The organism is Sporolactobacillus sp. PKPK-6, from assembly GCF_056678885.1.
The window spans coordinates 1,225,195-1,245,362 of the sequence record NZ_JBWXPA010000001.1 but is presented as its reverse complement, the minus strand read 5'-3'; the positions used below and the strand labels follow the sequence as shown (position 1 = coordinate 1,245,362).

16 protein-coding genes and 1 riboswitch are annotated in these 20,168 nt (G+C 45.7%); of the genes, 14 read left to right on the top strand and 2 right to left on the bottom strand.

The features are described from left to right. The first annotated feature begins 108 nt into the window (after positions 1-108). The 6 genes from AC1MBV_RS05955 (at position 109) to AC1MBV_RS05930 (ending at position 8,530) form a co-directional block, all read left to right on the top strand. Entirely contained in the window at positions 109-1,644 is a 1,536-nt protein-coding gene (locus AC1MBV_RS05955) for an NCS1 family nucleobase:cation symporter-1 (RefSeq protein ID WP_480948267.1), read from the top strand. Between the two features lie 59 nt (positions 1,645-1,703). Further along, positions 1,704-3,050 carry an NAD(P)-dependent oxidoreductase gene (locus AC1MBV_RS05950; protein WP_480947818.1) on the top strand — a complete coding sequence of 449 codons (1,347 nt, stop codon included), beginning with the start codon at positions 1,704-1,706 and terminating at the stop codon, positions 3,048-3,050. Positions 3,051-3,066: 16 nt separating this feature from the next. Next, the gene (gene preA / locus AC1MBV_RS05945; RefSeq protein WP_480947817.1) at positions 3,067-4,329 is read left to right on the top strand and encodes an NAD-dependent dihydropyrimidine dehydrogenase subunit PreA; all 1,263 of its coding nucleotides are present in this window, start codon (positions 3,067-3,069) and stop codon (positions 4,327-4,329) included. Between the two features lie 3 nt (positions 4,330-4,332). Beyond that, the gene (locus tag AC1MBV_RS05940; RefSeq protein ID WP_480947816.1) at positions 4,333-4,572 is read left to right on the top strand and encodes a hypothetical protein; all 240 of its coding nucleotides are present in this window, start codon (positions 4,333-4,335) and stop codon (positions 4,570-4,572) included. A 101-nt stretch (positions 4,573-4,673) separates the two neighbouring features. Continuing rightward, entirely contained in the window at positions 4,674-6,761 is a 2,088-nt protein-coding gene (locus AC1MBV_RS05935; RefSeq protein WP_480947815.1) for a hydantoinase/oxoprolinase family protein, read from the top strand. Continuing rightward, entirely contained in the window at positions 6,761-8,530 is a 1,770-nt protein-coding gene (locus AC1MBV_RS05930) for a hydantoinase B/oxoprolinase family protein (protein WP_480947814.1), read from the top strand. The genes AC1MBV_RS05935 and AC1MBV_RS05930 overlap by 1 nt, the downstream gene beginning before the upstream one ends. Positions 8,531-8,747: 217 nt before the next feature. On the opposite strand, the gene AC1MBV_RS05925 is transcribed toward AC1MBV_RS05930, so the two are convergent. After that, a complete protein-coding gene (locus AC1MBV_RS05925; protein ID WP_480947813.1) occupies positions 8,748-10,145 on the bottom strand; it encodes an aspartate ammonia-lyase in 1,398 nt (465 codons plus the stop codon). A 257-nt stretch (positions 10,146-10,402) separates the two neighbouring features. Between AC1MBV_RS05925 and AC1MBV_RS05920 the strand changes: the two genes are divergently transcribed. The 5 genes from AC1MBV_RS05920 (at position 10,403) to AC1MBV_RS05900 (ending at position 16,275) form a co-directional block, all read left to right on the top strand. Next, positions 10,403-10,873, top strand: coding sequence for an Lrp/AsnC family transcriptional regulator (locus AC1MBV_RS05920; RefSeq protein ID WP_480947812.1), 471 nt, complete (start codon positions 10,403-10,405; stop codon positions 10,871-10,873). 63 nt (positions 10,874-10,936) lie between these two features. Further along, a complete protein-coding gene (locus AC1MBV_RS05915; protein WP_480947811.1) occupies positions 10,937-12,361 on the top strand; it encodes a C69 family dipeptidase in 1,425 nt (474 codons plus the stop codon). 140 nt (positions 12,362-12,501) lie between these two features. Beyond that, positions 12,502-13,467: a ketopantoate reductase family protein gene (locus AC1MBV_RS05910; protein WP_480947810.1), complete on the top strand. Its 966-nt coding sequence runs from the start codon at positions 12,502-12,504 to the stop codon at positions 13,465-13,467. A 270-nt stretch (positions 13,468-13,737) separates the two neighbouring features. Then, positions 13,738-13,835: riboswitch (SAM riboswitch) on the top strand. Positions 13,836-13,945: 110 nt separating this feature from the next. Beyond that, a complete protein-coding gene (gene dgoD, locus AC1MBV_RS05905; RefSeq protein WP_480947809.1) occupies positions 13,946-15,127 on the top strand; it encodes a galactonate dehydratase in 1,182 nt (393 codons plus the stop codon). Between the two features lie 227 nt (positions 15,128-15,354). After that, positions 15,355-16,275, top strand: coding sequence for an AEC family transporter (locus AC1MBV_RS05900; protein WP_480947808.1), 921 nt, complete (start codon positions 15,355-15,357; stop codon positions 16,273-16,275). A gap of 27 nt (positions 16,276-16,302) precedes the next feature. Here the strand turns inward: AC1MBV_RS05900 and AC1MBV_RS05895 are convergent, their stop codons facing one another. Beyond that, positions 16,303-16,542: a hypothetical protein gene (locus AC1MBV_RS05895; RefSeq protein WP_480947807.1), complete on the bottom strand. Its 240-nt coding sequence runs from the start codon at positions 16,540-16,542 to the stop codon at positions 16,303-16,305. A 239-nt stretch (positions 16,543-16,781) separates the two neighbouring features. Here AC1MBV_RS05895 and AC1MBV_RS05890 point away from each other — a divergent pair, with 239 nt between their 5' ends. From AC1MBV_RS05890 to AC1MBV_RS05880, 3 genes are all read left to right on the top strand, one after another. Next, on the top strand, positions 16,782-17,417 hold the full coding sequence (locus tag AC1MBV_RS05890) for an HAD-IA family hydrolase (protein ID WP_480947806.1): 636 nt from the start codon (positions 16,782-16,784) through the stop codon (positions 17,415-17,417). Positions 17,418-17,597: 180 nt separating this feature from the next. Further along, the gene (locus AC1MBV_RS05885) at positions 17,598-18,965 is read left to right on the top strand and encodes an aminotransferase class III-fold pyridoxal phosphate-dependent enzyme (protein ID WP_480947805.1); all 1,368 of its coding nucleotides are present in this window, start codon (positions 17,598-17,600) and stop codon (positions 18,963-18,965) included. A 16-nt stretch (positions 18,966-18,981) separates the two neighbouring features. Next, positions 18,982-20,115, top strand: coding sequence for an iron-containing alcohol dehydrogenase family protein (locus AC1MBV_RS05880; RefSeq protein WP_480947804.1), 1,134 nt, complete (start codon positions 18,982-18,984; stop codon positions 20,113-20,115). The last annotated feature ends 53 nt before the right edge of the window (positions 20,116-20,168 follow it).

The following is a 20,168-nucleotide window of genomic DNA, read 5'->3' as shown; positions in this document are numbered from 1 at the left end:
TTTTAAAAAATAACAATATTCCTTTGACAAGGAAAGTTTTTATTGATGTGACGGGTCCTTTTGATGGTTAGTCTGCAACTTCACTCAAATTAGGGAGGCATTCATATGATGAAAACTCAAGTTGAACAAGACGGAATTGTTACTCTTACCAGCGAAGCAGCTGATAGTCTAAAAGACAGCCACATGCTGAATGAAGACCTGCGTCCGACGACAAAGGAAGAGCATCATTGGACGGCGTATAATTTTTCAAGTCTTTGGATTGGAATGTGTATCTGTATACCGACTTATACGATGTCTTCTGGGCTAATTGCGCTTGGTATGAACTGGTGGCAGGCAATCGTCACGATCATTTTAGGAAATCTGATTGTGCTTGTCCCAATCTTGTTAAATACTCATGCGGGAACGAAATTCGGAATTCCATATCCTGTGTTCGCACGGTTGTGGTTTGGTTCCAAAGGGGCACATATTCCGGCAATTGCACGTGCGATCGTTGCTGCTGCTTGGTTCGGCATCAACTGTTGGTATGGTGGTGCCGCCATTGACACGCTGCTTGTGTCAATGACCGGTTGGGAAAATGTCGGGGGTCACTTATTCATCTCGTTTTTCGCTTTTTGGGCATTAAATGTTATTGTCGCTTATCGTGGCCCGGAATCAATTCGAAAAATGGAGGCCTGGGCGGCTCCGGTACTTATTGTTCTTGGTCTTGCTTTATTGATTTGGGCAATCGTCGCTGCCGGTGGATTCGGTCCGATGTTGTCTGCACCTTCTAAATTTACATCAGCAGGACAGTTTTTCACGATTTTCTTCCCATCCTTAACGGGCGTGATTGCTTTCTGGGCAACCCTTGCACTCAATATTCCTGATTTTGGTCGCTATGCCAAGAGTCAGAAAGCACAGGTCGTCGGGCAGTCAATTGCTCTTCCGGGAACGATGGGACTGTTTGCTTTTATCGGCGTTGCAGTAACTTCTGCTACTGTGGTTATTTTCGGTCAGGCAATTTGGGATCCGGCTGCTTTGATGTCGCATTTTCCTCCATTTATTATCTTGATTGGTACTGTAGGCATTATTTTGGCTGCTTTAACAACAAACGTTGCTGCAAATGTTGTCGCGCCGGCACGTGCTGCGGAGAATCTATGGCCTCGGAAGATCACTTTTGCAGGTGGTGCCGTATTGACCGGACTCCTTGCACTAGCAATGCAGCCGTGGTACCTGGTGGGCAATATTTCTAATTATATTTTCGTATTCCTTGGTGGTTACGGAGCATTACTCGGACCTATTGACGGCATCGCCATTGCTGATTACTGGATCGTCCGCCAGCGCAAGCTTTCATTAACGGAGCTGTATTCACCTACGGGCCGTTACAGCTATGCTTCAGGTTTCAATATGAAAAGTATTTATGCATTCTTGATTGGTATTGTGGTCTCAGTTCTCGGACTTTTTGTACCAGGTTTGCACTTCTTGTGGGATAATGCCTGGACGATCGGTCTCGTTGTTTCAGGGTGTGTCTATGGATACTTAATGAAAAATGATTCAAGTCGTCTGACTGACGCAGAGTACGCGGCAATCACGGTAATTATGGATTCGCCAAGTGACTCGAAGGATATCGCAGGAAACATGATTAAACAAGGACCTGAGAACGTGTGATTGTATAAAGTCACGAGTCAGCTGGAAGACAATGAACTTTAATGGAGGCGGTTGTCGCAATGGATTCGCCTGATACAGCTGTTTTTTGGAAGATCTTTGATGAAGTGAAACCTGACCTGAAACCGAAAGAAGTCATGGAGGAAGCGAATCGCTGCCTGTTCTGTTTCGATGCTCCTTGCACTAAGGCATGCCCGACAAACATAGACGTTCCGCTCTTCATTAAGAAAATTACAACAGGCAATATGAAAGGCTCGGCACGTGTCATTATGGATGCTAATCCGATGGGCGCAACATGTGCGCGAGTATGCCCGACTGAAGAATTATGCGAAGGTGCCTGTGTGCTTAATGATGCATCGCTGCCGATCATGATTGGTGATTTGCAGCGGCACACAACAAATTGGGCAATGAAGAATAACCCACAATTGTTTGAGGCAGGCGAGCCGAACGGCAAAAAAATTGCAATCATCGGAGGAGGCCCGGCAGGACTGTCGTCGGCACGAGAGTTGGCTCGATTCGGTTATCAAGTCACCATTTATGAGAAGCATGAAAAAGCAGGAGGCTTGGATACTTACGGCATTGTTCCTTTCCGTCTGCCGCAGAAGGTAGCACTTTGGGAAGTGGAACAGATCGAAAGGCTCGGTGTGTCGATTCAAACAAATTGTGAAGTTGGCAAGGACGTGTCCGTTCAATCGATCATGGATGAATCCGATGCTGTCATTCTTGCAATAGGCATGGCGAATGTTCCATCACTCGAAATACCAGGTGAAGAGCTGGATGGGGTCTATGATGCTATTAAGCTCATTGAGCAAGTGAAGGACAGTCAACCTACACGTCAATTTATCGGTAAAAAGGCAGTTGTTGTTGGTGCGGGGAATACAGCGATTGACGCAGCGACCTGCTTGAAACGGCTGGGGGCTGCACGCGTACAAATTGTTTACCGGCGCTCTGAGGCAGAAATGACCGCCTATCCTTTTGAATTTCGATTTGCTAAAGAGGATGGAATTGAATTTTGCTGGCTGACGCAACCGAAAAAGATTATAAGTAACGGACATGGTCATGCTGCGAAGCTTGAATGCGTGCAGATGAAGCTAGGTGATGAAGATGCAAGCGGACGTCATCGGCCAATAGAGATTGAAAATTCGGATTTTATTATGGATGCGGATGTGATTGTGAAGGCCATCGGCCAAAATCGCTACGCATCACTCATTGATGCGTTCGGATTAGCTCACTCTCACGGCGTTGTGACGGTTAATCCCGAAACGTTTCAAACATCGAATCCAAAGGTGTTCGCTGCAGGTGATGTCATTTTCGGCAACGGAAAAGGTGAAGCCATGGTGGTTGCTGCTGCTGAGCAGGGAAAACGGACGGCACATGCGATTCACGAGCAAATGCTCAGCAAAATTTAAGATAAGGGGTGATTTTATGGCGGATTTGCAGATTGATTTTGCAGGCATTAAGTCGAAAAATCCATTTTGGCTCGCTTCCGGGCCGCCAACGAACACAGGTTATCAAGTTCAGCGTGCGTTCGATGCGGGATGGGGCGGCGCGGTCTGGAAAACTCTTGGTGATCCGGTCATCAACGTCACCTCACGCTTCTCAGGTTTAAATTACGGCGGACAACGAGTGGCGGGTTTTAACAATATTGAGTTGATTACCGATCGACCGCTTGAAGTCAACTTGCGTGAAATCAGAGAAACGAAACGAAACTATCCGGATCATGCGATCATTGCTTCATTGATGGTCGAACCAAAGCAAGAAAAATGGCACGAAATTGTCCAGCGGGTTGAAGATGCCGGAGTTGATGGTCTGGAACTTAATTTTGGATGTCCTCATGGTATGGCTGAACGCGGAATGGGCTCTGCATCCGGACAGGTTCCGGAATTGGTTGAAAAGCAGACCTATTGGGTAAAAGAAGCTGCCGAGACTCCGGTTATTGTGAAGCTGACGCCGAATATCACAGACATTACGGCCACGGCATTTGCGGCGGCACAAGGCGGTGCGGATGCGATCAGTATGATTAACACCATTAATAGTTTAATGGGTGTTGATCTGGATAGTTGGAACACTATTCCCAATGTGGCAGGCAAGGGCACACATGGCGGTTATTGCGGCCCGGCTGTTAAACCAATTGCACTGAGCATGGTTGCTGAATGTGCACGTGAAGCAGATATTCCCATTCCGATCTCTGGAATCGGAGGAATTGAAAATTGGAAGGATGCTGCCGAATTCATGCTGATGGGAGCGTCCAGCGTTCAAGTGTGCACTGCAGCGATGCACCATGGGTTTCGAATCGTGGAAGATATGATTGATGGACTGAACAATTATCTGGATGAAAAGGGCCTTGCTTCTGTAATGGATCTGGTTGGTCAATCCGTTCCGAAATACTTGAAATGGGGTGATCTCGATCTGAATCATAAAGTCGTTGCCCACATTAATCAAGATTATTGTATTCATTGCAACAAATGTCATATCGCATGTGAGGATGCAGCGCATCAATGTATTGAATTTTTCACGGATGCGGACGGCAAGCGAGCACTTAGTGTTCGCGAGGAAGACTGTGTCGGCTGCAATCTCTGCTCGATTGTCTGTCCAGCGGAAGGCGCAATTACGATGATTGACAAGCCAAGCGAGGTTTCAATGACATGGAATGAACGTCAGCGGATGATCAGCATGTTTGGGGGGTAAGCCATGCACGAGTATCGGTCTTTTTTAGAAGAAAAAAGAAAAATAGACGAATTGCTGCAGAGCAATTTCCATATTGTAAAGATTATTGAGAACCTCAACGGTGCTTATGTAACTTTGCATCGATTAGGCGGTACGGGCGATGATCATTCTGCAACGGTGCATCTGCTAACAGCAGATGCACGGAGATATATGACTAATGTGCTTTTTGCACAGCGATTGAAGCAATCCATGACTGGATCCTGAATCTTAGGCAGTGCTCTTGCTGAGGAGAAAAAGAACTCAAGCTGCCGAACCGGAGAGCTCATGGAATCAAGTTTGCAATAGCGGATGGAGGCTGAGTACGTATGAAATTAATAGGAGTAGACATTGGCGGTACGTTTACTGATGTTATTTATACCGATACGGATACCGGCGTTTCACGTATTCATAAGACACCGACAACCACAAATGATCCATCGGTCGGCATGGTTAACGGAATTTCAGAACTGTGCAGCCGGTATGGAATTGATCGGGGCAGTGTGGACCATGTTTTTCATGGAACGACGATTGCAACCAACGCAGCTTTGGAGCATAAGGGAGCAAAAACAGCGTTGATTACGACAGAAGGCTACCGGGATGTTTTGCAAATTGGGCGTCATCAGCGCCCGGAAAACTATTCGATCACGCAGGAAATTCCGTGGCAGGACCGTACAATGGTGGAACGGCGTTACCGAAAGACAGTGTCTGAACGTGTCGGTGTTCTCGATGGCAAAGCGTATGAGAAGGTGCCGCTTGATGAAGAAGCAGTGGTGAAGATTCTTGATGAATTTAAGCAGGAGGGCGTTGAATCTGTAGTTGTCGGGTTTCTCTTTTCTTATCTTGACTCAACTCATGAGGAACGCGTAAAAGAGATCATCAGCGAAAAGTTTCCAGAGTTCTATGTCACGACTTCAGCCGATGTCTCACCGCAATTTCGCGAATTTGAACGGTTCGCGACGGCTAGTATGAATGGATTTGTCGGGCCGAAGATGAAGGGCTATATCCAAAGCCTTGAATCACGTTTAAATGATGCGGGAATCTCTTGTGATTTGCTGATTATGACATCTAATGGCGGTGTCGCTAATTCTGCCACCGTTTCGCAAAAACCAGTGATGACACTGTTGTCAGGACCGGCTGCAGGTGTTCTTGGCGGACAATGGGCAGGAAAGTTATCCCATCATGAACGATTAATTACCTTTGATGTCGGCGGAACAAGTGCAGATATCGGAATCGTGACTGAACGTGGCTTTGCAGAATCTTCGGCAGGCGATACGCAAATTGCCGGCTATCCGGTTCAAGTTCCCATGATTGATATCTACACCATCGGCGCCGGCGGCGGAAGTATTGCTTATGTTGATGCCGGTGGCGCATTCAAGGTCGGACCGCAAAGTGCAGGCTCCTATCCCGGCCCTGCATGCTACGGACGCGGCGGGGAACTGCCGACCGTGACCGATGCTACTTTGGTGCTTGGCAGACTGGATTCGGATCATTTCCTTGATGGTGAGATGGAAATCTACCCGGAAAAAGCAGTTCAGGCTGTTCAAAATCTAGCATCAGAACTTGGGCTTGGACTCTATGAAACAGCTGAAGGAATCTTAACAATCGTAAATAATAATATGGCAAATGCTATTCGTTCACGAACGATTCAGAAAGGCTTTGATCCGCGTGGTTTTAGTTTAGCAGCCTTAGGCGGTGGCGGACCGATGTGCTCGATCGAGGTCGCGAAAATTTTGGATATACCGGAAGTAATCATTCCGCCTTATCCAGGTATTACCTCGGCAACGGGGCTGCTGACAACCGATTTGAAATATGACGCGGTTCAAACTATTTTCATGGCAAGTGATAAGGTTGACCTGGATTATTTGAATCAGCGTTTTACGAGTCTCGAAGAAGAGATTACGGCTCAGTTGATCGAAGCTGGATTTGATTCGAATCATATCTCCCTTTTACGCTTCTTTGACTGCCGCTATGTCGGGCAGGGCTATGAATTGCGAATTCCTGTTGAATCCGGCCTAATTGACGAGAGCAATGCGTCGGATATTTGGGATACCTTTCATACGGTACACAAACGCGAATATGGTCATTCATTTTTAAATGCGCCAATTGAAATAGTCAATATGCGCGTGACTGGGATTGGTGAAATGCCGAAAATCGGTGATCCGGATTTTGCTGCAGGCAGCCACTCGCTTGACGAAGCACTGGTCAAAGTCGCTTCGGCATGGTTCCGTGCAGATGGCGAATTAAAGCCTTTCGACACGCCACACTATATGAAGAGCAAACTACCGATCGGCGACGTAATTACCGGGCCTTGTATTATTCTTCAAAAGGATACCACATCGGTTATTCCGCCGGATTGTACAGCAACGATGCGGTCAAACGGAAGCATCATTGTGAAAATAGGAGGCGAGGCGTAATGGTAGATACAAAGAAAGCGATCGATCCGATTACTGCTCAAGTTCTAAGCGGGGCACTCAAGAATATTGCGATTGAAATGGGGCATAAGCTTGCCCGAATGTCCTATTCCAGCATTATTCGTGAATCCAATGATTTCGGCTGTGCGCTTCTTGATGAAAATGGTCAGCAGCTGTGCGAATCCGTGAACAGTACACCGCTGCAATCCGGACCGATCCCCGGGTATCTTCAAGGAATCCGGGAAATCATGGCGGAGAGGGGCTATGATTTCAAACCAGGTGATGTTATTTTGCACAATTCATCATTTTATGGTGCGACGCATCAACCGGACTGTGGTTTTTTTGTGCCCGTCTACTACAAAGATGAGTTGATTGGGTTCTCTTGTTCCACCGCACACCAGCTGGACTTGGGTGCGCTGTCTCCTGGATCGATCGGTATTATTGATGCGGTCGATTGCTTTGCAGAGGGCCTTCAATTTAAGGCAATAAAGGTGTACGAAGAAGGCAAGCCCGTTGATATGGTTTGGCGCATGATTCGTGACAATGTGCGTGCTACAGATATGGTGGTCGGCGATATGGAAGCACAGATTGCGACCTGTCGAATCGGTGCTCAGCGTTATCTCGAATTGGTCGAAAAATTCGGTTTGGAAACGGTTCGTGCCGCGCGCGACTACATGATCGATTATTCCGAACGCGTCCTGCGTCATGAAATCGCAAAGATTCCCGATGGTACCTATCACTCAGTTGGATATATTGATGGCTATCTGGACAGCGAGGATCCAAAGCGTAAAGATTTGAAATTCGATGTAAATCTTACAGTTAAAGGCGATGACATGATTGTTGACTTGACTGGTACCTCTGATCAAGTGGATGATCGGCCGATCAATATGCCTTTCCCTGGAACAACGGACATGGCGGTATACCTGACGATTCGAACGATTTTGCTTGATTCGAAGAAATTCGGCTACATTCCGCAAAATGCCGGACTAATCAAGCCGATCAAGATTATTGCGCCTGAAGGAACACTTGTCAATCCAACCTATCCGGCACCGACGATTTCCCGATTTTGTCCCGGCAACGCGCTTGCAGATACGATTATGCATGCGCTTGGCCAGGCGGTACCGGATCAAATATGTGCCGGGATCGGAAACTTGTACATGGTCGCTTACAGCGGCATGATTGATAAAAAATATTGGGTATATATGGATATTATGGCGGGGAGCTCCGGAGGTCGATACGGAAAAGACGGCATGGACGCAATTGATGTGCTGTATGCCAACACGCGGAATAATCCAATCGAAGATATTGAATCGCATCAACCATTGAGTGTTACGCGATATGAATTTCCAGATGATGCTGCAGCATCCGGAAAATATCGCGGCGGAGTCGGTCCGATTCGTGATATTGAATTTACAGATGAAGGCGGTTTTTCCGTTGAAGGCGAAGGTCAGAAATATGCACCTTGGGGCTTTAACGGCGGCTATGACGGAACGCCGAGCAAACTGATTTTCAGAAACAATGAGGGGAGCGAAACGTCGCTTCCGTCTAAAGTGCCATACAAGAAAACACATCCGGGTGAAACGTTGGAAATTGTCGGTCCATGCGGCGGCGGTTACGGTGATCCCTTCGAACGGGATCCAAAGAGAGTTCTTGCCGATGTGCTTGATGACTATATCTCACTGGAACGTGCGAAAGCCGAGTTCGGAGTGGTCATTGAAGGTCATGAAATTCTTTGGGATGAAACCGAGCTTCTGCGCAGCACGCATGGCTGAGTCTTAAAGTTTCGAATCAAAAAAGGACCTTTGGCAGTATGATCAGTTAGTAGATCATATTGGACTGAAGGTCTTTTTGCTGTAAAAAAATAATTTGTAAATCCTACCAGTTTTGCACATGTTCCATTATTTTTTTATGTGAATTCGCGACAGTGCTCAGCAAGAATTCCTGTCCTTAATTTCAAGACAGGCGTAATCACAGGTACAAGATAAACAATTAATCAACCATCACATGTTGATCGTATAAATGAACAAGATTTTTAGGGTTGAGCAATTCCGCTGCGGTTGCAGGAGCAAACGGTATTTCGTGGACAAGTGTTTTAATGGGCATTCCGGTTTGGATTGATTGGTTCACTAGCTCACATGTTTTGTTGTATCCAATAAAAGGAACAAGTGCAGTTGCTAAAACAGAACAGTTTTCCGCTTGACTCAGGCACTTTGCTTCATTCGCTTGAATGCCGTCGATGCAGTTGACTCGGAATGTGTGCAGCGTTTTTTGCAGCAAATGTGTCGAAACAATCAGATTGCGAACGATAATCGGTTCAAATGCATTGAGCTCCAGCTGACCGGCTTCGGATGCCATGGTAATGGTTGTGTCGTAACCGATGACTTGGAATGCCACTTGATTGACGAGTTCAGGAATGACCGGATTCACTTTGCCAGGCATGATGGATGAACCGGCTTGTTTTTTCGGCAGACTCAGTTCATTGAATCCGAACTGGGGACCGCTCGAAAGCAGACGCAGGTCATTCGCCATTTTTGACAGAGTTATGGAGAGCAGTTTATAGCTATGAGAGAGCTGGACGAATGCGTCGACATTTTGAGTCGCATCGATCAGATTATCTGCTTGACGCAAGTCTTCATCTAAAAGCTGACTCAACTTAGGAACAATATGATCAACATAATAGGCGGTGGCGTTGACGGAAGTGCCGATTGCTGTGCCGCCAAGGTTCAACGCTTTTAAAGCTTCTCGGCTACGTGTGAATTCCGATAAATGGCGTCCAATAGCTGCGGCAAACGCCTTAAATGTGCTGCCAACCGTGGTCGGCAGGGCATCTTGCAATTGTGTCCGCCCAAGTTTTATAACCTGTTCTAAAGCATCCGCTTTGCGGAGCAGGCTGCTCAGCAGATCCTCAATTTCCAAAGAAAGCAGATGGGTCAGTTGCAGAAGTGCCAGCTTGCTTGCGGATGGGAACACATCATTTGTCGACTGGGATTTATTCACATCATCGTTCGGATGGACGAGGCAGTAATCTCCCTTACGTCCGCCCAACCATTCAATCGCCCGATTAGCGATGACTTCATTTGCATTCATATTAATGGACGTTCCCGCACTTCCTTGAATCGGCGGGACAATAAAATGAGCGTCAAATTGCCGATCCAAAATTTCATCGCAAGCACGTGTGATCGCATCTTTCTTTTCCTTGGTTAGTTTCCCATCTTCATAATTAACGAATGCAGCTGCCTTTTTGATTTGTGCCAGTCCATTGATTAGTTCGACATCAAGCTTTTCTGATGTTACATCAAAATTTTCCCTTGCCCGCAGTGAGTGAATACCATAATAGGCGAATTCAGGGACCTGCTTCGTACCGAGCGAATCTTTTTCGTTTCTCACGAACTCATTCCTCCAATTCATGTCATCCTGCACGTTAAAAATAATTGAAAAGGAACAAGATTACTATACCTGCGCGTGAACTCCTTGAATAAAAAAATTCATGAACAATAAATTTAACGAAATAAATTTTAGTGTCAAATAAATTAACAAAATAACGAGCACATGTCATAAAATCTGACTATGATTTTTGCTTTCTTTTTGATTCGCTAATATAATAAATTCGGATAAGGTGATAAGAAGGAGCTGAGACTGCCTCAATGGATGCGATTGATCGCAAAATACTGAACCGGCTGCAGCAGAATGCACGCGTGTCGATTAAGGCGTTGGCGGATGAATGTTACATCTCGTCGCCGACCATATCGGCGCGTATTCATCAGATGGAGAAACAAGGAATCATTAAAAATTATTATACGTTAATTGATTACAAAAAAATGGGCTATCACATCAAGGCATATGTTAACTTGAAGGTTGAGCCAAGCGATAAACACGAATTCTATAAATATATCGAGAAAATTCCTAATGTACTTGAATGCGATTGTGTTTCCGGTGAATTTGCGATGCTGATCAAAGTTATTTTCGAGAGCACGGAACTGCTTGATTCGTTTATTAATGAACTGCAGCGGTTTGGCAAAACGAATACACAGATTGTGTTTTCAACACCTGTAATTGTCCGCGGAATTGAACTCGATTCTTGCGAACGCCGTGAATTTCCACATAAACAAAATTGAGTTAAGATAGTAGTAAGTTTATGAGTTACTTGCAACTTAATTTGTGAATAAAGGGATGGCATAATGCAGAATAATTCACACGCGGCCTGTACAACAGTACTGGTCGGCAAGGGCGCGACACTCGATGGGTCAACGATGATTGCACGGAATGGAGACAGCTATGAAGTGCTCGTTCCGAAAAAGTTCACGGTGCATCCGCATCAAGTGCTGGAAAAAGAGGAGACCTATGTGTCGCCGAGCAACCGCTTCACAATCACCTTGCCAAAGGAACGCTATCGTTATACGGCGATTCCCGATCGAGAGGAACGTTATGTTACGTTTGAAGATGCGGGGATTAATGAGAAAAACGTCGGCATGAGTGCGACGGAAAGCATTTACGGCAATCCGCGTGTGCTGGGCTATGATCCGCTCGTTGAAAATGGAATTGCCGAGGATTGTATGGTCACGGTTGTGCTGCCGTATATCAATTCGGCGCGTGAAGGTGTGCAAAGACTCGGGGCGATTGTTGAAAAATATGGTGCTGCCGAGTCCAATGGCGTCTTGTTCTCAGACAAGGACGAAGTCTGGTATATGGAAATTGCAACCGGTCATCAATGGGTTGCTCAACGCATTCCAGATGATTCCTATGCGGTGGTTGCCAATCAGACGGCAATTCAAGAAATTGATCCCTATGATAAGGACAATTTCCTTCTGGCGACCCATTTGATTGATTTTATTGAAAAGCATCATCTCAATAACGGCTTTGACACGATCAACTTCCGGAGTATTTTCGGACGGCAAAATGTATTTGACCGTCATTACAACACGCCGCGCGTCTGGTATGGTCAAAAATATTTGAATCCGGAAATCGAGCAGGATCCGATGTCGAATGATCTGCCATTCCTGCGCAAGGCAAGCAGAAAAATCGGTGTTGATGACATTGCGTATATCCTGGATTCACACTATCAGGAGACACCTTTTGACCCACTGGGCAGCGGAAGCGAGGCAGAGCGGACCACTTTCCGCGCGATTTCATTAAATCGAACTCAAGACTCGCATATCTTGCAAATCCGTCCTGATCTTCCCGATGCATTCGCGGGCATTCAATGGGTGTCGCTTGCCGGCACATTCAGTCCTTATGTGCCTTTTTATACGAACATTACATCAGTGCCGAAATCATACGAAGTTACGCCGATGAAGCTGTCTCTTGATTCGGCGTACTGGCTGTATAAAACGATTCCGGTCATCGTTGAACCGCATTACAATGCTTTTCTCAAGCAGGTGCTTGATTACAAAGAAAATCTGTACAGCAAATTTCTTGGGAAGATCGCTGAGACCGACGAAACGGCAAAAAATACGAGTCAAGACAATGTGGTAGATGTTCTGAACGAGGCAAGCAGCGAAACTGCCGAGCTCGGGTTAAGCGAGACGCGCGCGCTCTTGCAAGACTTGACGACGCAATCCATGAGTATGTCGAAACTGACGTTTAATATGGATAAGAATTTGTGAAATTTGAACAAATAAGACGTATAAAAGAGTGGCTACTTTTTCCTTAGTGGCTGCTCTTTTTACGTCACTCGATTTAGAGTATTATTGTATTTAGAAATAGTTACAGACAAGCTGAGATACAGATGAGTGGAGGAATCAAAATGAAAATTACAGTGATTGGTGCAGGAGCAATGGGACTCAGATATGGAGTGCTTCTGCAAGAAGCAGGTAACGACGTCGATTTTGTGGAGCCGTGGAAACCGAGTTATCAGGCGATTCGCGAACAAGGCGGCGTCTATGTTTCTCGCGACCATCAGAATCAGCATTTGGTACCGGTTGATGTTTTCCTGCCTGCTGAATACGCGCAGACTCCGGATCTGGTGATTTTATTTACAAAACAGATGCAGTCCGAAGAAGCGATGCAGGCTTGCCAGCATTTTATTGGCGAGCACACCTATGTTTTGACGAATCAAAACGGGATCGGTTCGGTGGATGAGATTCGCAAGTATGTGCCTGATGAACGCATTATTGCAGGGATTGCGTTAATCGCGACTGTTCTTGACGCACCGGGAAAAGTAGATTTCATGGGTGCAAAGGGTGCGGCACACACGCAGCTGGTGAATGTCACGGAAAATCCGGATGCATTCACACATGAGGTCGTCCGAGAATTTGAAAAAGCGGGCATGAATCCGACGCTTCAAACTAACTACATGGGAACGCTGTGGTCTAAACTGCTCATGAATTCGGTCATCAACACGTTGTGCACATTGATGGATATCACGATGGGCGAGTATGTGGCTTATTCCGGGGCGGATGAGTTGTCCCGACGCTTGATTGATGAAGGGTATGCTGCGGGCGTTGCGGATGGTGTCAAATTTATGCAAAGCCGTGAAGAGATGCTGCAGATTATCGATCATGAAAGCTCACAGGTCAATCCGCTTCACCACCCATCGATGTATCAGGATATGGTTAATAGCCGTCCGACTGAAGTTGATTATATAAACGGTTATATTGTGAAAACTGCAAAGAAACATGGCATGGAAGCGAAAAGTCATGAAATGCTCGTGGATTTGCTTCATTTGGCGGAGAGCGCGAAACAGCTGAAAACGACCGGCACTTTGGGATGACGGTCGGTGTAAAAATTATTCGATTTAACAAAAGGTGTGAAAGAACGATTGAGAAACGAGGGTGTCCACTTGGGCAGTCTCGTTTTTATTGCGTTTTTTTTCTTTTCATGAAAAAAGATTGAATTACGAACGGATTTATATATAATTAATCTTATCAACTTAATATGATTATCGTTTCTTACACTATAAATAGAGTATAAAGATTCAAGGAAAATAGTGTAAGTGCAACTAAGGCTCAGCCTGCTCCAAAGGTTTGGCCTCGCCAAGTTTTCTTTATCAAGAGCGGCGGAGGGACTGGCCCGATGAACCCCGACAACCAGCAATAAGTATGGTGTCAAATCCTGCAGATCTATTCTGAGAGATAAGAAAGAAACTTTTGCTTATAATCCGCATAGTCGAAGTCGCTTTCTATTTTCAGAAGGCGGCTTTTTAAATGACAAAATGGGTAATGACAAGTATTTAGGAAGGTGCGCAAAGGATGAAAATTACAGATGTAAAAACGATCTTAGCAAATCGCTATCTTTTTGTGAAAATTTATACGGATGAAGGACTCGTTGGTTTAGGAGAATCAGGGACTTGGGGTTTTTTGGATGCTTCCAAGGGGGCGATTGACGCTTTTAAGACGTATCTGATTGGACAAGATCCATTAAGAATTGAGCACCACTGGCAGTATATGTATCGCTGTTGGCACTTTAAAGGATCGGCGATTATGGGCGCAATCAGCGCGATCGACATTGCTTTGTGGGATATTGCCGGAAAGTATTATGGAACGCCGATATACAATTTGATTGGCGGGAAATGCCGTGATAAGGTCCGCGTTTATGGTCATGTAGGCGGATCATCAACTGAGGAAATCATTGCTAACCTGAAGCGAGCGAAAAGCCAGGGCTATAACGCAATTGGTCATCTTTCTCCTTTCCTGGATGAATCAAGAGATGTGCCTTATTACACCACTCATGCCAAGGAGATCGGCGAAGCCGTTGAGCGTGTGGCTGCTTACAGAGATGCTGTCGGCAATGATGTGGACTTGCTGATTGAACTACACACTCGGTTGAAGCCGGCAGATGCGATTGCGTTTGCCAAGGGAATTGAACACTCCTATCCCTATTTCATCGAAGATCCTGTAGGTCCGGATAATCTTGACTCGATGGAATGGGTAGCAGCCAAAACATTTGTACCGATTGCAACGGGTGAACGATTAATCAGCCCACAAGAATTTGCAATGCTGATTAAGAAAAATGCTGTCCAGTACATTCGACCTGATGTGTGCATGTGCGGAGGCATAACGGGTACAAAGAAGATCGCTGCAATTGCGGAAGCAAATGATGTGCTGGTTGTTCCGCACAATCCGCTGAGCCCGGTATCAACCGCGGCTTGTCTGCAGATTGCGGTTAGTATACCCAACTTCGCGATCCTTGAGTATCCTGGTGACGATCAGCCCGCGCTTTCGGAAAAATACGGGTCGACAAATGTTGAGAAGGGTGTTCGGAAGAAGGATGTTGTCACGACAACCTTTAAATGTGAGCAAGGCTTTATGGAAATTCCGCGGTTGCCGGGAATTGGGACCGAATTGGTTGATGATATTGAAACAAAATTTCCTTATGTGCGACGGCCGATAAAAACCAGGCTTCATATTGATGGATCAGTTGTGGACCAATAAGAGTGAAAAAAATAGCCTTTTCTGATTCATAGAAAAGGCAGTTGTGTTATTAAAAATGGGAAAAAGAGATTGTGAGAAATGAATGATTCTCACCGTCTCTTTTTCTATGTGAATTTTAAGCTATAAATGAGGCGAGATGTTGAGTCACTGTCTTGCACACACACCGGCGCGTAAAACTTATCTTGATCTTTCATACGGTAACCAAGTAAAATGAACTCATTGAAACCATGGACAGCAGAGAGAGGGAACAGATTGTGCGTATTTTTTTCGATGTGATTTTGCCGGTGTTTTTAATTTTTCTCAGCGGGTTTATTCTACAGAAAATTTTCAAACTAGATATTAAGCCGATCTCGACGCTCGCCGTCTATCTGCTGCTCCCGTTTCTTGTTTTTGATATCTTTTATACAACACCTATGAATCTTAGTTTCTTCTATATTGCAGCAACCGCTCTGATGATTATGCTGCTGTTAATTGTTGTCGGTATCATTGCAGGACACATCCTCCACTACAGTAAAAGTGAAACGAACGCGTTTTTACTCTCTACCATTTTTGCAAACAGCGGCAACTACGGTGTGCCGATTATTTTATTTGCCTTTGGGAAACAAGGTGTGGTGTACGCGATGCCTCTGATGATTTTCCATGCAATTCTGATGGGCTTTGTCGGCATCTATATTGCCGCAAATGGAAAAGGCAGCGCAAAAATGGCACTTTGCACTGTCCTCAAGCAGCCGATGAATTACGTTATTCTTCCTGCTTTACTTCTACAAACGTTTCACATTCAGATTCCGGCAAATTTTATGCAAAGCATCGAACTCGTAAGCAGCACATCGATTCCGATTATTATGATTATTCTCGGCATGCAGCTGGCGAATGTAACTGTACGCAATATGAACTGGGGGCGTATTGGTCTAGCTACCTTTATTCGGCTTGTTATATCCCCGGCGATCGCGTTCCTTGTTTGTCTGCTGTTTCCCATGGATCCACTGCTCCGAAACGTGATTATCGTCATGGCCGCGATGCCGAGCGCGGCGAACACAACGTTATATGCGATTCAGTTCAACGCGCATCCCCAATTTGTCTCGAGTTGTACATTAATAACAACCGTACTCAGCGCTGTGTCGCTCGATTTGCTATTGGGCTGGTTTTGACAGCTGTATCATCCTAAGTTCACAAATTTATTTTTGTATTTCCGACCTTATTTTATAGGAAGGCTGACAAATTTTATTCGTTTCGTCTTTGTTTATGACAACTTGAATGATTTTCTGATAAGCTGTATTGAAAAGAATGGTAAGAATATCTCGGACATTCTTGTTCAGTTTGCGGGCAATCTCACCAGAATGAAGCGGTCTTTGTTCCTGTTTGAGCAGGGTAACGATATCTGAAACTAGTTCGTTTGACGGTTGTATCTGGCGCATCAAAGTCAGCTCCTTTTGCACTATATGATCTCTACTCTCTAGTATTCATAAAATGAGTAAAAAAATCGTGATGAAAAAGTCATGATCTAAGTCGTTTTTGTGTTGCTTTTCTGTGAAATCATAATAATGGTCATAGGTCCTTGAGCTTAATAATTGGAACTGAAGGCCGGTTGAGTTAGGAAGCAGTGACACGGAACATAATAAATGTCGGCACGAAAATCTATGAATAGAGGTCTTTTATGATGCTTAGAGCAGTCCTTTTTGATTTTGACGGAACCTTAGCAGATTCTAAAGAAGCATTTCTTTCAGCATACAACCAATTAGCTGGTCGGCATCACTTCCAAAAAATGACGTTGGCGAGTTTCGATTCATTAAAGTCACGCTCAATGAAGGAACGCTGTGCGGCGCTCGGCATTTCATTTTATAAAATTCCTTTTCTTGTCGGAGAACTTTCTAAGCTGTATCAAGATTCACTTAAGAATATCCCATTGATGGAAGGGGTGCGGGAGATGCTGCAGGAATTGAGCGACTCCGGGTATACTTTAGCAATTTTATCTTCAAATGAAGAAAAAAATATCCGCTCATTTCTGAATATGCATGGACTGGACTGCTTTTCAACAGTGATGTGCTCGAAGAAGCTGTTTGCGAAGGATCGGCTGATGCACCGCTATTTACGGCGCAGCCAATTGACGGCTGATCAGGTCGTTTACATCGGTGATGAGGAACGTGACATTTTGGCGAGCAGAAAGTGCGGTATTCGTGTTATGTGGGCAGCCTGGGGGTTTGACGGAATCGAAAATGTCCGAAGGGCAGGACCGGATTTTATTGCCGATCGTCCGGCTGATGTGCTGCGCATTGTCCGTGAACTGTCATGAACCCTTAATGGAGTAGATAAAATACATTGCGATTAACTTAAGAAAATGGTTATCGCCAATCGAAATACACTTGATTTGTGCATCTGCACAATTTTTTTCGTTTTTGTGCTGCTTGTTTTCCGTTTCCTGTGCTTTATAGTGAAATTTAAAGGATCAGTCACTAGGGAGAGGCGGGTTATTATGGAAAAAGTGAACGTTGCACAAATCAAGCAGGATGATCAAAAATACGTGCTGCATTCATGGTCAAAGCAGAAGAATGTTCATCCAAAGGTAATTCAAAAAGGCGAAGGCATTTTCTTTTGGGATGAAGAGGGAAAGAAGTATTATGATATGTGTTCCCAGCTAGTGTATTTGAATGTCGGGCACAGTCACCCGAAGTTGATGGATGAATTTAAGCATATCGGCGAGATTCCGCTTGCATCTCCTGGGTTTGCGACGGCATCGAAAGCAGAGCTTGCAAAGAAAATCATCGAAGCTGCACCAAGCAGCATGGCGAAAGTCTTTTTCGCAAACGGCGGTGCGGACTCAAATGATCATGCGGTAAAAATTGCGCGAATGGTTACCGGGCGTTATAAAATTTTTTCGCGTTATCGTTCTTATCATGGCGCAACATTCGGTGCAGGCAATCTTTCCGGTGAGGGGCGCCGGTTTGCTGTTGAGCCAGGGCTTCCGGGCTTCATTAAGTTTGATACCCCCTATTTATATCGTGAGTTTCTCCATTTCGAGAGTGAAGAAGCGGTCTCCGACTATTATCTGGATCGGTTGAACAATCAGATTCTGTATGAGGGACCGGAGCAGATCGCTGCGATTTTCATGGAACCGATCCCCGGAAGCAATGGTGTGCTTGTGCCTCCAAAAGGGTATCTGGAAGGTATCCGAGAGCTGTGCGACCAATATGGCATTTTGATGATCTGTGACGAAGTGATGTCCGGGTTCGGTCGCACGGGAAAAATGTTCGCGGTTGATCATTTTGATTTCGAGCCGGATATGATGACGTTTGCGAAGGGTGTCACATGCGGCTACAGTCCGCTTGGCGGCGTGATCGTCAATCAAAAAATAGCCGACTATTTTGACGATCATGTGCTGATGACAGGTCTGACGTATAGTGGACACACGGTATCGACTCAGATCGGCTGCCGGACGATGGATATTTACAAAGAAGAGCATGTGATCGAGCACAGCGCGGCGATGGGCAACATTCTTGCGGCTCGTCTTGAGAAGCTGCGCCGTTTTGATTCGGTCGGCGATGTGCGCTATATCGGACTCTTTGCGGCGGTTGAGCTTGTTAAAGACAAAAAAACAAAGGAACCTTTGATCGCATACGGCATGGATTATGGGAAAGATAAGGTCGGCCTGATGTCCACATTCATCAGCATGTTGAGTGAATATGGATTTTACACCTATTCTCATGAGTCAAGCGTCATCATTGCACCTCCGCTTATTATTAGTGAAGAAGAACTTAATGAAGCCATGAATCTGTTTGAAGATGTGTTACGGCATTTTGAAGACCATGTCCTATTTGTTGATCAAACGGTTGGATTGAAATGAAAAGAAGGTGACATATGTGGAGAATTTTTATTATAAACAACCGGTACCCATTAACTTCGGCTTCGGAAAACTCAGCCGGATGCCGGAAATTCTGGCTCAAATGAATCTGGATCGCGGCTTGTTAATCAGCGCGCCGTCGATGGTACGCGCTGGAATCGCACAGCGTGTCATGGAGCAATCGGGCGGACGCATTATTGGAGTTTTCTCAGATATTCAACCGAACCCGACCGTCTTAAATACGGACGCGTGTGCAGCGATGCTCCGCAAAGATAAATGCACCTTTGCGATCGCGCTCGGCGGGGGAAGCGTCATGGATTGTGCGAAGGCAGCGTGTTTTGTTGCCGGGACACCATACAGTGCGGCAGATTTTCTTTCGGGTGAGCGGAAGATCGATCATGCGGGGATTCCGCTGATTGCTGTTCCGACAACATCCGGAACGGCAAGTGAGGTGACGACGGCTTCGGTATTGACCGATACGGAGCGCGGAGTCAAAGCATTGCTGGCAAGCGATTATCTCTATCCGGTCTATGCGCTTGTTGATCCGGAATTAACGATGACCTGTCCGCCAAGGGTGACGGCTGCGAGCGGATTTGATGTGCTCGCACATTCGCTAGAGGCCTATTACGGCAAAAAGCATCAGCCGCTGACCGATCTTGCGGCAGAACGTGCAGCGACACTTGTTTTTGACAATCTGCTCACTGCGTACCGTGAGCCGGACAATCAAGAAGCACGAGCAAAAATGAGTGAGGCGTCGGTAACGGCAGGCCTTGCATTCGGCATCACTCAAACGGCTGCAGCACATGCCTGTTCCTATCCATTGACTCAGGACTATGGAATTCCCCATGGTGATGCATGCGCCTTTACTTTACCTTCTTTCTGGAGGCTGAACAGCAGCGAAGGCCCAGAAACAGAACGGCTGCAGGCATTCAGTAAACGGTTGGGGTTTAAGGACAGTGCTGCGCTGGCCGATCGGATGGATATGATGAAAAGGGAAATGAAGCTTCATACAACGTTGGAAGAAGCGGGTATTAATTCTGCAGATCTTGATGATTTGGTGAGCAAAAGCTTTGCACCGAACATGAGCAATAATCCGGTTGAGATAACAAAAGAGCGTTTGAAGAGTATCTATCAAAATTTATCCGAAAAATAAAGTCGGGATGGATGATCCCGGCTTTATTGCTCTAATAAAAGAGCCGTTTCGCA